The organism is Kineobactrum sediminis, assembly GCF_002868715.1.
Classification (GTDB): Bacteria; Pseudomonadota; Gammaproteobacteria; order Pseudomonadales; family Halieaceae; genus Kineobactrum; species Kineobactrum sediminis.
Window position 1 is genome coordinate 43,456 of the sequence record NZ_PKLZ01000008.1, and the last position, 13,759, is coordinate 57,214.

The 13,759-nt window shown below is 58.9% G+C and carries 10 protein-coding genes; 8 read left to right on the forward strand and 2 right to left on the reverse strand.

Annotated elements, in window-relative coordinates:
• The first annotated feature begins 79 nt into the window (after positions 1 to 79).
• Positions 80 to 3,772 (forward strand): methionine synthase, encoded by a 3,693-nt coding sequence (gene metH, locus CWI75_RS09960; protein ID WP_101521364.1) that lies wholly within the window; start codon positions 80 to 82, stop codon positions 3,770 to 3,772.
• A gap of 43 nt (positions 3,773 to 3,815) precedes the next feature.
• Positions 3,816 to 4,118 carry a DUF2970 domain-containing protein gene (locus tag CWI75_RS18905; RefSeq protein WP_420913254.1) on the forward strand — a complete coding sequence of 101 codons (303 nt, stop codon included), beginning with the start codon at positions 3,816 to 3,818 and terminating at the stop codon, positions 4,116 to 4,118.
• 23 nt (positions 4,119 to 4,141) lie between these two features.
• Here the strand turns inward: CWI75_RS18905 and CWI75_RS18495 are convergent, their stop codons facing one another.
• Positions 4,142 to 4,258: a methionine synthase gene (locus CWI75_RS18495; protein ID WP_193817266.1), complete on the reverse strand. Its 117-nt coding sequence runs from the start codon at positions 4,256 to 4,258 to the stop codon at positions 4,142 to 4,144.
• 275 nt (positions 4,259 to 4,533) lie between these two features.
• On the opposite strand from CWI75_RS18495, the gene CWI75_RS09970 reads away from it, so the two are divergent.
• Positions 4,534 to 6,198, forward strand: coding sequence for a nitrite/sulfite reductase (locus tag CWI75_RS09970; protein WP_101521365.1), 1,665 nt, complete (start codon positions 4,534 to 4,536; stop codon positions 6,196 to 6,198).
• Complete coding sequence (locus CWI75_RS09975; protein ID WP_101521366.1) at positions 6,182 to 6,649, forward strand: DUF934 domain-containing protein; 468 nt, start codon at positions 6,182 to 6,184, stop codon at positions 6,647 to 6,649. The genes CWI75_RS09970 and CWI75_RS09975 overlap by 17 nt, the downstream gene beginning before the upstream one ends.
• A gap of 32 nt (positions 6,650 to 6,681) precedes the next feature.
• Here the strand turns inward: CWI75_RS09975 and CWI75_RS09980 are convergent, their stop codons facing one another.
• Positions 6,682 to 8,781 (reverse strand): heavy metal translocating P-type ATPase, encoded by a 2,100-nt coding sequence (locus tag CWI75_RS09980; RefSeq protein ID WP_241521163.1) that lies wholly within the window; start codon positions 8,779 to 8,781, stop codon positions 6,682 to 6,684.
• Between the two features lie 170 nt (positions 8,782 to 8,951).
• Here CWI75_RS09980 and CWI75_RS09985 point away from each other — a divergent pair, with 170 nt between their 5' ends.
• From CWI75_RS09985 to CWI75_RS10000, 4 genes are read left to right on the forward strand one after another with little or no spacing between them, the layout of a single operon-like run.
• Entirely contained in the window at positions 8,952 to 10,805 is a 1,854-nt protein-coding gene (locus CWI75_RS09985) for a copper resistance system multicopper oxidase (RefSeq protein WP_101521367.1), read from the forward strand.
• Positions 10,789 to 11,604 carry a copper resistance protein B gene (locus CWI75_RS09990; RefSeq protein WP_146003578.1) on the forward strand — a complete coding sequence of 272 codons (816 nt, stop codon included), beginning with the start codon at positions 10,789 to 10,791 and terminating at the stop codon, positions 11,602 to 11,604. The genes CWI75_RS09985 and CWI75_RS09990 overlap by 17 nt, the downstream gene beginning before the upstream one ends.
• 57 nt (positions 11,605 to 11,661) lie before the next feature.
• Positions 11,662 to 12,654, forward strand: a complete 993-nt coding sequence (gap, locus tag CWI75_RS09995) for a type I glyceraldehyde-3-phosphate dehydrogenase (RefSeq protein WP_162300045.1) — start codon at positions 11,662 to 11,664, stop codon at positions 12,652 to 12,654.
• A gap of 46 nt (positions 12,655 to 12,700) precedes the next feature.
• Complete coding sequence (locus CWI75_RS10000; protein ID WP_101521370.1) at positions 12,701 to 13,708, forward strand: hydroxyacid dehydrogenase; 1,008 nt, start codon at positions 12,701 to 12,703, stop codon at positions 13,706 to 13,708.
• Positions 13,709 to 13,759 lie beyond the last annotated feature (51 nt).

Consider the following 13,759-nt stretch of genomic DNA (forward strand, 5'->3'; position numbering starts at 1 on the left):
ACAGCCAAAGTCGATCCGAATCTGCTAGAATGCGCCCCGTTTAGTATGGACCGAATCTCTAAGGATGACGGGAACAAATATGGCGAGTAACAAGCAGGCAGAGCATCCACTGGCACGGGCGCTGAAAGAGCGTATTCTGGTGCTGGATGGGGCCATGGGCACCATGATCCAGGCTGAGGAGCTGCAGGAAGCCGATTATCGCGGCGAACGGTTCCTGGACCACCCGGCAGACCTGAAGGGCAACAATGACCTGCTGTCGCTCACCCGCCCGGACGTGGTCGCCCGTATTCACCGCCGTTACCTGGAGGCCGGCGCCGACATTATCGGCACCAACACCTTCAACAGTACCGCGGTGGCGCAGGGCGACTATGATCTCTCCGGCGTGGCCGTGGAACTCAACCTGGCGGGGGCCAGGATCGCCCGCGAAGTGGCCGATGAGCTCACTGCCCGGGAGCCTGCCAAACCCCGTTATGTGGCGGGTGTACTCGGCCCCACCCCGCGCACGGCCTCCATCTCGCCAGATGTTAACGACCCGGGCGCGCGCAACATACACTTTGCGCAACTGCACGATGACTACGCCGCTGCCACCCGCGCGCTGATTGAGGGCGGTGTCGACCTGCTGATGATCGAAACCATTTTCGATACCCTCAACGCCAAGGCCGCCATCTTTGCGGTGCACTCGGTGTTCGAGGAACTGGGCATGGAAGTGCCGCTGATGATCTCCGTCACCTTCCCCGATATCAGCGGCCGGGTACTGTCCGGGCAGAGCCCAGAGGCCTTCTGGAACGCCATCGCCCACGCCAACCCGCTCATTGTGGGTAGCAACTGCGGGCGCCGGTTCAAGGAGATCCAGCCGTTCCTGGAAGAGTTGTCCACGGTGGCCGATTGTTATTTCAGCGCCCACCTCAATGCCGGCCTTCCCAATGCCTTTGGCGAATACGATGAGACCCCCGAAGACATGTACGCCGACTTTCGCAGCTTTGCCGAGCGCGGCTTTCTCAACCTGGCCGGTGGCTGTTGCGGCACTACCCCCCATCACATTGAAGCCATTTCCCGCGCGGTACAGGGCGTCGCACCCAGGCCCCTGCCCGAGCGCGAGCCGGCCTGCCGCCTGAGTGGGCTGGAACCGTTCAACATCACCGCCGACAGCCTGTTCGTGAATATCGGCGAACGCTGCAATGTCACCGGTTCCGCGCGTTTCAAGCGGCTGGTGCTGGACGGTAACTATGAAGCGGCGCTGGATGTCGCCAGGCTGCAGGTGGAAGACGGCGCCCAGATCATCGACATCAACATGGACGAGGGCATGCTCGACGCCGAAGAGGCGATGGTGACCTTCCTCAACCTGGTGGCCTCGGAACCGGATATCTCCCGGGTGCCGATCATGGTGGACTCCTCGCGCTGGTCGGTGATTGAGGCAGGCCTGCGCTGCATCCAGGGCAAGCCGGTGGTGAACTCCATCAGCCTGAAATCCGGTGAGGCGGAATTCATAGAGCAGGCCACCCTGTGCAAGCGCTACGGTGCCGCTGTGGTGGTCATGGCTTTCGACGAAAACGGCCAGGCGGATAACCTGCAAAAGCGCAAGGCGATCTGCCGGCGCTCCTGGGACCTGCTGGTAGACACCGTGGGCTTCAACCCCAACGACATCATTTTTGACCCGAACATTTTCGCCGTTGCCACCGGTATTGAAGAACACAACAACTACGCGATGGACTTCATCGAGGCCACCCGCTACATCAAGGATTTCCTCCCCGGTGCACTGATCTCCGGCGGGGTGTCCAATGTCTCGTTTTCCTTCCGTGGCAACAACATGGTACGCGAGGCCATTCACTCCGTATTCCTCTACCACGCCATTCGCGCGGGCATGGATATGGGCATCGTCAACGCCGGTCAGCTCGCGATCTACGACGACCTCCCCACGGAGCTGCGCGATGCGGTGGAGGATGTCATTCTCAACCGCCGCAGCGACGGCACCGAGCGCCTGCTGGAACTGGCCGAGCGCTACCGTGATGATGGCGGCGGCAAGGCCCGGGTGGAAGACCTCAGCTGGCGCGAGGCCCCCGTGACCAAGCGCCTTGAATATGCGCTGGTCAAGGGCATCAACACCTGGGTGGTGGAAGATGCCGAGGAGGCCCGCCAGCAGTTTGCGATGCCCATCGAAGTGATTGAAGGGCCTCTGATGGACGGCATGAACGTGGTCGGCGACCTGTTTGGCGAGGGCAAGATGTTCCTGCCCCAAGTGGTCAAGAGCGCCCGGGTGATGAAGCAGGCCGTGGCGTATTTGCAGCCCTACATTGAAGCCAGCAAGTCCGACAGCACCCAGACCAACGGTAAAATCCTGATGGCCACGGTGAAGGGCGATGTGCACGATATCGGCAAGAACATTGTCGGGGTGGTACTGCAGTGCAATAACTTCGAGGTGATCGATCTCGGCGTGATGGTGCACTGCGATGAAATCCTGCGGGTTGCGCGGGAACAGAAGGTCGATATCATAGGCTTAAGCGGCCTGATTACACCGTCCCTGGATGAAATGGTGCATGTGGCCAACGAGATGCAACGCCTGGACTTCCAGGTGCCGCTGATGATTGGCGGTGCCACCACATCCAAGGCCCACACCGCAGTTAAAATCGAGCCCCGCTACAGCAACGACCTGGTGGTCTATGTACCCGATGCCTCGCGCAGCGTGTCGGTGGCGACCTCCCTGCTGGGCGAGGGCAAGGGCAAGTACGTGGCGGAGAGACGGCAGGAATACACTACCGTGCGCGAGCGCGTGGCCAACCGCAAGCCCCGCACCCGGCTGATGCGTTACCAGGAAGCCGTCGCTCACGCGCCGGAGTTGAACTGGTTTGACTACACGCCGCCCAAGCCCTCCTTTATCGGCACCCGGGTATTTGAAAATTTCCCCCTGGCTGACCTGGTGGACACCATCGACTGGACGCCATTTTTCATCTCCTGGGAGCTGGCCGGCAAATACCCCAACATTCTCGAGGATGAGATTGTGGGTGAACAGGCGCGGGAACTGTTTGCCGACGCCCAGGCCATGCTCAAGCGCATTATCGACGAAAAGCTGATCACTGCCAGCGGCACCATCGGCTTCTGGCCCGCGGCCCGCAACGGCACCGACGACATCGACCTGTTTAGTGATGAAAGCCGCCAGGAGACCGTGGCTACCGTGCATCACCTGCGCCAGCAAATGGCCAAACCCAACGGTGAACCGAACCTGTGCCTGGCGGATTATGTGGCACCGATGGCCTCCAGCGCGCCGGATTACCTGGGCGCATTCTGCGTGACCACCGGCCACGGCGTGGATGCCCTCTCCGACCGGTTTCTGGCGGACCACGATGACTACAACAGTATTCTGCTCAAGGCCCTGGCAGATCGTTTGGCGGAAGCCTTTGCCGAATACCTGCACAGGCTGGTGCGCACCGAATTGTGGGGCTACGCACCGGATGAGCAGCTGAGCTCCGCGGACCTTATTCGTGAGCGTTACCAGGGTATTCGTCCCGCGCCGGGCTATCCGGCCTGCCCGGATCACACCGAAAAAACCATCCTGTTTGAGCTGCTGAAGGCACCCGAGACCTGCGGCGTTACCCTGTCAGATAATTTTGCCATGTCGCCCGCCTCCTCGGTCAGTGGATTTTATTTTTCCCACCCCCAGGCGCGCTACTTTGCGGTGGGCAAGATCGGCCGCGACCAGGTGGCTGACTTTGCGCAGCGCAAGGGCATGACAACCGATGAAGTGGAACGCTGGCTGGCCCCGGTACTGGATTACTGACCCGACGGACTTGCAGGTAAAGCCCCACGTATGGAGAGCCAACATGGCTGAACACCCGAACAATGAAGAAAGCGAACAGCAACACACAGAACAGGCAACGCAAGAAGGCGCTGAACGCGCAGGGAGCCCGCAGGAACCGGAGCAGAAAAGCGGGATGAAGGTATGGCAGGTGATTACCAGCGTGCTGGCGGCCGGGCTTGGTGTACAAAGCAGCCGCAATCGCGAGCGTGATTTCAAGCAGGGCAAGGCCGGCGTATTTATCGCTGCCGGCTTCATCTTTACCCTGTTGTTCATCCTGGCGGTGGTGGGCATTGTGCAGCTGGTTATAAAAGGGGCCGGCTCCTGACCAGCGTGCACATGGTTCCGTTATTAACCGGGCATGCCCGACAGCCACAGGTAGAGGGCAAATATGACGATGCTGATAACAGCGGTGGCGGCAATCGCGTCCGCGGCACCATCCTTGTCCGGCTTGGGTTGGTCTGTCATGGAGAGGATTCCTTGTAATGGGTGGTCGGGCCAAGCCGAGGCATAACACCCGGCGGTAAAACGGTCGCGGGATTATAGCAGGAAAAGCCGTTTAACCAATCCGTGAATACCACATCGCTGCTACCCGAAACCGGTAATCCGGCGGGTGAGCCGGCCACACCACTGGTTCTAACCTTATACATATTCAGCATAATTAACGCCCCTCTTTTCTGGTAAGGTAACGCCTCAAATTTTTTGGTTCCGTGACTTCGGTTCCATAATGACAGGACGCCCAGATGTACCTCTATGACCAGTATGATCAGCGCATCGTTGACGAACGGGTTAACCAGTTCCGGCAGCAGACCACCCGCTATCTGGAAGGTGAGCTCAGCGATGCCGAATTTTTGCCGCTGCGCCTGCAAAATGGCCTTTATGTGCAGCGCCTGGCGCCCATGCTCCGCATCGCCGTACCCTACGGCATGCTCAACAGCGCCCAGTTGCGCAAACTGGCGCACATTACCCGACACTACGACAAGGGTTATGCCCATGTCAGTACCCGCCAGAATATCCAGCTGAACTGGCCACAACTGGAAGAGGTTCCGGATATCCTGGAAGAACTGGCCAGCGTGCAGATGCACGCCATCCAGACCAGTGGCAACTGCATTCGCAATACCACCACTGACCAGTTTGCCGGGGTGGCTGCCGATGAACGCGAGGACCCCCGCCCCTGGTGCGAACTGATTCGCCAGTGGTCAACATTTCATCCCGAATTCGCCTTTTTGCCGCGCAAGTTCAAGATTGCGGTCTGTGCCAGCGAAGAGGATCGCGCCGCCATTCATGCACATGATATCGGCGTGGAACTGCTCGCCAATGCAGCGGGCGAATACGGTTTCCGGGTGCTGGCGGGCGGCGGCCTGGGCCGCACCCCGGTGATTGGCGCCGTGGTCTGCGACTGGCTTGAGAAAAAGCACCTGCTTACTTATCTGGAAGCCATCCTGAGGGTTTATAACCAGCACGGTCGCCGCGACAACAAATACAAGGCGCGGATCAAGATCCTGGTCAAGGCGATGGGTGTTGACGCTTTTCGGGAAGCGGTTGAACGGGAGTGGGAAATCCTGCGCGACGGGCCCTCCACGCTTACCGAGGAGGCTATCGCGCGCTCAAAATCTTTCTTCACCGCTCCTGCCTACGCCACCCTGGATGGCGAGGCCAGCGCCCAAAGCCTGCAGGCACGTTGTGCCGCAGAGCCCATATTCGGCAACTGGGTGCTGCGCAATACCAAGGCGCATCGAGTGCCCGGCTATCGGGCCGTCACCATCTCCCTCAAGGCCACCGGGTTCGCCCCGGGAGATGTTACCGACCAGCAGCTGGAACTGCTGGCCGACATGGCGGACGGCTTTTCATTCGGCGAGCTGCGCACCACTCACCAGCAGAACATGGTGCTGGCAGACGTTGAGGAATCCGCGCTCTACACCCTGTGGCAGCAGCTGCAGGCCGCCGGCCTGGCAACGGCGAATATCGGTTACCTTACCGATATCATCTGCTGCCCGGGGGGCGATTACTGCTCGCTCGCGAATGCCAAATCCCTGCCGGTGGCCGAGGCTATCCAGGTCCGCTTTGAAGACTTCGACTACCTGTATGACCTCGGGCCGCTGGAACTGAACATCAGCGGCTGCATGAACGCCTGTGGTCACCATCACATTGGCCATATCGGCATTCTGGGCGTGGACAAGAAAGGCGCCGAGTTCTACCAGATCAGCCTCGGCGGCAGCCAGTCAAAAGACGCCGCTATCGGCAAGATCCTCGGCCCCTCCTTCAGCCAGGAGGATGTGCCGGAGATTGTTGAAAAAATTCTCGCCACCTACGTAGCGCTGCGCGAGGAGGAAGAGACTTTCCTGCAAACCTATAATCGCGTGGGCATAGCGCCCTTCAAGGAGCAGGTCTATGCCAAAACTCATTAAAGACGGCGACATTACCGAAGACAACTGGTTGCCCGCGGACACAGATGCGGAAGCCCCGCCGGCCGGTCATTTGCCCAGCCTCGCCCAGTGGCAGGCGCTGCCGGATAAATCCGGCTCTGCACTGCAGCTGGAGCCTGGCGATGATGTCAGTAACGTGCTGCCGTCACTGGATCAACTGGTGTTGGTGGCGGTGCATTTCCCGGTTTTTACCGACGGCCGCGGCTTCTCCTATGGCCGGGAGCTGCGGGAGCGCGGCTATCGCGGTGAGCTGCGTGCTCTGGGGTATTTCCTGCCGGACCAGATCCACTACCTGCAGCGCTGCGGTTTTGACGCGTTCCAGTTCAGTGACGAGGCGCGGCTCGAGGAAGGCTTGCGACAGGCAAACCTGTCCGCAGAGCACTATCAGGCTGCAATTGATGAGCCCCTGCCCCTGTTCCGGCGGCGTGTCTGAACCACTAACCACCACCGGGCCAGCTCACCGGCTCAGATCGAAGCCCGCCGCAACAATTGGGCGTTAATCGCCACAATCACGGTGCTGGCCGACATCAAGATGGCCCCCACCGCCGGCGATAACAGCACGCCGGCCCAGACCAGGACCCCGGCGGCCAGTGGAATCGCAACAATGTTGTAGCCCGCGGCCCACCACAGGTTCTGTATCATCTTGCGGTAAGTGGCGCGACTGAGGGTAACAATACGCGCCACGTCCCGCGGGTCCGAGCGCACCAGCACCACATGCCCGGCCTCGACCGCAACATCCGTACCGGCGCCAATGGCGATGCCGATGTCGGCGGTGGCCAACGCGGGGGCATCATTGACGCCGTCACCGACCATGGCAACCCGCTTACCCTGGCTTTGCAGTTCCTTGATCTTCTCTGTCTTCTTGTCGGGCAGGACCTGGGCAAACACGGTATCAATGCCCAGTTCTTTCGCGACACTGTCGGCCACGGCCTGGGAATCGCCTGTCATCATCGCCACCTCAATACCCATTTCATGCAAGGTATCAATGGCCTCGCGGGACTCCGGTCGAATCGCATCGGCGATGGCAAATACGCAGAGTACGCGATCGCCCTCAAGCAAATAGATTGCGGCCTGCCCCTCCTCACCAAAGCGTTCACCCGCCTGCTTCAACTTGTCCGGCACATCGATAGCCTGGTCTTCCAGCAATGCCGGCCCGCCTACCTGTAATTCACGTCCATTTACAGTAGCGCGCACCCCCTGGCCGGCTATGGCTTTAAAGTCTTTCGCTTGCGGCAACTCGAGATCGCGTTCTTCCACACTCTTCAGCAGCGCCTGGGCAATCGGGTGCTCCGAATCACGCTCTACAGCGGCGGCCAGGCGCAATACGTCATCTTCGCTCTCGCCCTCTGCCGCTTGCGTTGCCACCACCCGGTGCTCGCCCAGCGTCAGTGTGCCGGTTTTATCAAACATCACCACAGTAAGATTGCGCGCTTCATCCAGGCCAGTACGGTCGCGTACCAGCAGCCCGTTGCCCGCACCGATAGTGGTCGAGATCGCCACCACCAGTGGAATGGCAAGACCCAATGCGTGTGGGCAGGCTATCACCAGGACTGTCACTACCCGGGAAATGGTAAAGTCCCACTCCGCACCCAGCAGCCACCAGCTGGTGAGCGTGATCAGGCCGGCGGCTATTGCCACCAGGGTCAGGTAAAAGGCCGCCCTGTCGGCGAGAGATTGCGTTCCTGACCGCGATTCCTGCGCTTCTTCCACCAGCTTCATCATTCCGGCCAGTGCGGTTTCTTCGCCCGCACCGGTGACTTTCACCCGCAGCGACCCCTCGCCATTGGTGGTGCCGGCAATTACCTCCTCTCCCTCGGATTTTTTTACCGGGCGGGATTCACCGGTAATCAATGCCTCGTTAACAGAGCTGTTGCCGGATTCAATCACGCCATCGGCGGGTATGCTACTGCCCGGGCGTATCAGAATGCGATCACCCGAGCGCAGTTGGTCTGCGCGAACCTCTTCAGTCTGGTCGCCCTCGGTAATGCGCAGCGCAGTGTCCGGCAATAGCTTGGCCAGTTCCTGCAGCGCGCCCTGGGCCTGGGAAATGGAACGCATTTCGATCCAGTGCCCCAACAGCATGATAAGGACCAGGGTGGACAGCTCCCACCACAGTGAGGTGCCCTCCCATCCCAGTGTCGTGGCGGCACTGAATACAAAGGCCACGGTTATAGCCAGCGCGATCAGGGTCATCATGCCCGGCTGACGACTGCTCAATTCCCGCCAGGCCCCCTGCAGAAACACCCAGCCGCCGTAAAAGAAAATGAGGGTGCCGAAAATGGCGGGGATATGCTGCGCGCCGGAGAATTCGGGGGCGGCAAACCCGAACCATTGCTGTAGCATGTCGCTCCAGATCAGCGTTGGAATCGTCAAAACGAGAACAATGAAGAACCGGCGCTTGAACATGCCGGCGTGGTGGCCTGCATGTTTGCCCTGCTGTCCGCCGTGATTGTTGTGACTCTTCGCTTCCCCGTTTTTATCGGACCGGTTCCGGTCTTCCTGACCTTCCTGACCTTCCTGACCTTCCTGACCTTCCTGGCCTTCCTGGCTTTGCTGATTATTCATATAACGCCTCCTTATCGCCGGCCGTTCTGTGGGCTTGCCCTCCTGCCGGCATCATCTCCTGACAGTATAGTCGCCGACCGGTGAGACCGCGGAATTCGCAAATACCTGATGAGCTACTAAGCTTTGCTAGAAACCAACGGCAGGCCAGAGTCCACCCATCAGGAGGCCGCATGACAAAGCACCTCAGGCCCAGACGATCGGCCGCTGTAACCCGTCGCACGTTTCTCACCATGACGGGCTCTTCGGCGCTCGGCAGCTACCTGTTACTTCAAAACCAGGCCTGGGCTGAAAATCCGGCAGTGCCGCGGGCAGGGAACTTCACTGAACTCAACGCCACTGCAGAGGGAGGCATCGATCTCTACCTTGAACACCGGGAGCTGCTGATCAATGGCAGGGTCGGCCGTGCTATCGCGATAAACGGTTCTATTCCGGGGCCGGTAATACGCATGACAGAAGGCAGGCAGGCGTTAATCCGCGTTCATAACCGGCTGCCTGAATCTACCTCGATTCACTGGCACGGCATACTCCTGCCCTACAACATGGACGGCGTACCGGGTATCAGCTTTGCCGGCATTCCCGCGGGGGAGACATTTACCTACCACTACCCCGTTCGGCAGAATGGGACGTACTGGTATCACAGCCATTCCGGGCTACAGGAACAGCTGGGGCACTACGGCCAGCTCATCATAGAACCCGCCCAGGCTGACCCCGTTGCCTATGATGTGGAGCACACGGTCGTACTGTCGGACTGGACCTTTGAAAACCCTCACGATGTTCTCCGCAACCTCAAAACCATAGAAGGTTATTACAACTTTCAGCGACCCACCCTGGCCAACATTGACGACCAGATGCGGGCCACCGGGATGACCCTGCGTGAAGTACTCAAAAAGCGCCTGGCGTGGCAGAGAATGCGCATGGACCCTACCGACCTTGCGGACGTTACCGGCGCGACTTACACCTTTCTCATGAATGGAAAGGCGGCACGGGAGAACCCGGTCTTTATCGCCCAGCCCGGACAGCGCGTTCGCCTGCGTATCGTCAACGCCTCGGCACAGAGTTTTTACGATGTCCGAATCCCGGGCCTGCCAATGACGGTAGTGCAGGCAGACGGGCAAAACACCAGGCCAGTGGTAACCGATGAGTTCCGCATCGCCGTTGCCGAGACCTACGACGTGATAGTCACCCTGCCCGATGCACAGGCCTACACGCTGTTTGCAGAATCCATGGATCGCAGCGGCTATGCGCGCGGCACCCTGGCACCCCGGGAAGGCATGTCGGCAGCTGTACCGCAGCAGCGACCGCGGCCGATGCTGACCATGGCTGACATGGGCATGATGATGAATGGGCACGGGTCGGACAGCAATGATATGGCCGCTATGGAACACCCAAAAAGTGACAAGCGGCACAACACGCAGTCGCTGCCGTCATCAAGTGACGGTGAGCTACCTACCGACAACCTGGTCGACAGTATCAAACACGGCCCTGATGAGCATGGGCCCGCCAGTATTACCATGGCGGAGAATGCCTACCGGCGCCTGGATTATCCCGGCGCGGGCCTTGGCGAGGACAACTGGCGGGTGCTGACCTACAGCCAGCTCCGGGCCCTGGAGCGGCCGCCGCTTCGACGCCCACCGACCAGGGAGTTTTCCCTGCACCTGACCGGCAACATGCACAAGTTCATCTGGGGCTTCGACGGCAAGAAGTGGTCCGAAGCAGACGCGATCCGCTTCGAGTATGGTGAGCGATTGCGGATCAACATGATCAACGACACCATGATGAACCACCCGATTCACCTGCACGGCATGTGGATGGATTTGTATGCCGGTGGCAATCTTGCTACCAATCCCCGTAAACACACGGTCAATGTCCAGCCAGCGGAGCTGATTACTGTAGACATTACCGCTGACGCTCCCGGTCGCTGGGCCTTTCATTGCCACCTTCTCTACCACATGGACGCGGGGATGTTTCGTACTGTTGCTGTTGTGCGTTCGCTCGAGGGAGACTCAATTGAAACTGATACGTAATGCTCGCTGGGTGACGGCAATGCTCCTTGTGGCACTGTACTCCGTCTCGACAGCTGCACAGGACACCCCGGATATTACCCTGGATCAGGCACTGGACTATGCCGACGAAGGGCCACCCCCACATTTTCCGGACCCGGTCCCGGACGACCAGCTGTTTGCCTTCACCCTGTTCGACCAGTTCGAATACCGCGTTACCGATGATGATTCACCCGATCATCTCGGCTGGGAGGCCGAGGGCTGGTACGGCGGAGACTTCAACAGGTTCTGGTGGAAAAGCGAGGGTGAAGCCTTTTTCGACGGCCCCAATGAGGGCGAAAGCGAGAATGATCTATTGTACTCCCGTCTCCTCACGCCGTTCTGGAGTATCCAGACCGGGGTGCAGTACGCCAACGAATGGACGCCGGATGACTATACCGACCGTTGGTCGTATGTGCTTGCTCTACAGGGTATGGCGCCTTACCAGTTCGAAGTCGACAGCTCGCTCTATGTCTCCGAAGACGGCGACGTGTTGTTCGAGTTTGAAGCGGAGTATGACCTTCGGGTAACCCAACGCCTGGCAGTCCAGCCCCGCATGGCACTGGGTTTTGCGGTCGATGACATCCCCGAGAGAAACCTGGGATCCGGCATCACCGATGGTAATCTCGACCTGCGCCTGCGGTACGCGATCGAACGCGAGTTTGCACCCTATGCAGGCGTCCGTTACCAGTTTCTTGTCGGTGATACCCGAGACATTGCCGAGGCCCAGGGACAGGATACCGAGCAGTGGTTACTGATCGCGGGATTGCGCTTTGCCTTTTGACTATGTATCCGGGACGGGCTTGAAAGCCCGCATTTTTTCTTTAGCGGAGAGATCATCATGAGAATAGGTATTAACGGATTTGGCCGAATTGGCCGTAATGTATTTCGAATAGCGCAGGAATACGACGGCGTGGAAGTAGTACACATCAATGACCTGACGGACGCGGCGACACTGGCTTCGCTATTGCAGTACGACAGCACGTACGGGCGCTGGCAACATACGGTCCGGGGAGAAAACGGGGTGCTGACCATCAATGGCAAGGAGGTTTCAGTAACCGGGGAAAAGGATCCATCCCAGCTCCCCTGGGACGATAAAAATGTCGATGTTGTGCTGGAGGCAACAGGCATGTTCCGCACCAGGGATAACGCCGAAATGCATCTCTCGGCGGGGGCGAAAAGAGTCCTCATATCAGCACCGGGCAAGGGCGACCTCGACGGAGACTTTATTATCGGGGTGAACGAGCGCGACTATAACAAAGAGCAGCATCACGTCATCTCGATCGGCAGCTGCACGACCAATTGCCTGGCGCCCGTCGCAAAAGTGCTGCACGATGAATTTGGCATCCAACTGGGGCTCATCAACACCGTTCACGCCTACACCTCCTCGCAGAACCTGATGGATGGCCCCCATAAGAAACTACGTCGGGGACGCTCCGCATCCGAAAATATCGTACCCACCACCACCGGAGCGGCGGCGATGATCGGCAAGATTATTCCCGACCTCGACGGAAAATTAAACGGTATCGCTGTGCGAGTGCCGGTAAAGTGCGGTTCGTTGCTCGACCTGACCTGCACCCTGGAACGCGAAGTAGACGTACAGCAGGTGAATGCAGCGCTGCAGCAATATGCCGAAGGCGCAATGAAAGGCATATTGGTCGTGGATGACGGGCCTCTGGTATCCAGTGACATTATCGGCACTGAAGCAAGCGCAATTATCAGCACCCGGGACACCCAGGTCATGGGTGGGCACCTCGTGAAAGTACTCGCATGGTACGACAACGAGTGGGCTTTTTCCCATCGCTGCGTCGATATGATGGCCAGGATGCGCTAAAACGAAAAACCGGCTCCGAACCCACAGACCAACGAGGACTTGCACCGTGAAACTGTATATTTTTGAAGTTGAAAACTGGGAGCGCGAAGCATTCGATAAACTATCCGGCAGCTACGAGATCAGTTTCGTGGAAGAGACACTTAGCGCCGACAACGCCACTGATTATGCCGATGCTGAAGGCATTTCGACGTTTATTTACTCACAGCTCACCCGGGAAACGTTGGATGCCCTGCCCCACCTGGGGATTATTGCGTCGCGGTCCACAGGCGTGGATCACATTGATATGGATACCTGTAAAGAGCGAGGCATTACCGTCTGTAACGTGCCCAGCTATGGTCGCAACACAGTGGCCGAGCATGTATTCGGATTGCTGCTGATGATCAGCCACCGTCTTGAGGAGGCCGTGGACCGAACACGTAAAGGTGATTTCTCGCCCCGGGGACTAACCGGTTTCGACCTGCGCGGGAAAACCATTGGCGTTATTGGCACCGGTGATATCGGCAAGGCCGCAATTGGCATTGCCGCGGGCTTCGGCATGAAAGTCCTCGCCTTCGACATTAAACCGGATACCTCCGCGGCTCGTGAACTGGGCTTCAATTACGTGGACCTGGATACTTTATTGGAGAATGCGGATGTCATTACGGTACATTTACCGTCGACACCGAAGACACGTGACTTCATCGGCGAGCCGCAATTCGCAAAAATGAAGCCCGGTGCGGTACTGATAAATACCGCCCGCGGCGATATCGTTAACATCACCGCGTTAGCCAAAGCTCTGGCGGAAGGTAAACTGTCGGCTGCGGGCCTGGATGTACTCCCGGGGGAACCGGTGATGCGGGAGGATACCGAAGTGCTGCGCTCTGTGTATGAACAAAAGCACGACCTGGCTTCGCTGCTCGCAGACGAGGTGCTCCTGCGAATGAGGAATGTCGTGGTAACACCCCACAGCGCGTTCAATACCCGGGAAGCCGTAGAGCGGATCCTCAGCTCAACCATCGACAATCTGGAGCTTTATGCGCAAGACCAACAGCCAGATAATGTGGTAGCAACCTGAGGGCGTAAAAAAAGCCGGTCCCCTGGGCCGGCTTTTCAGGGTGTTACCGTA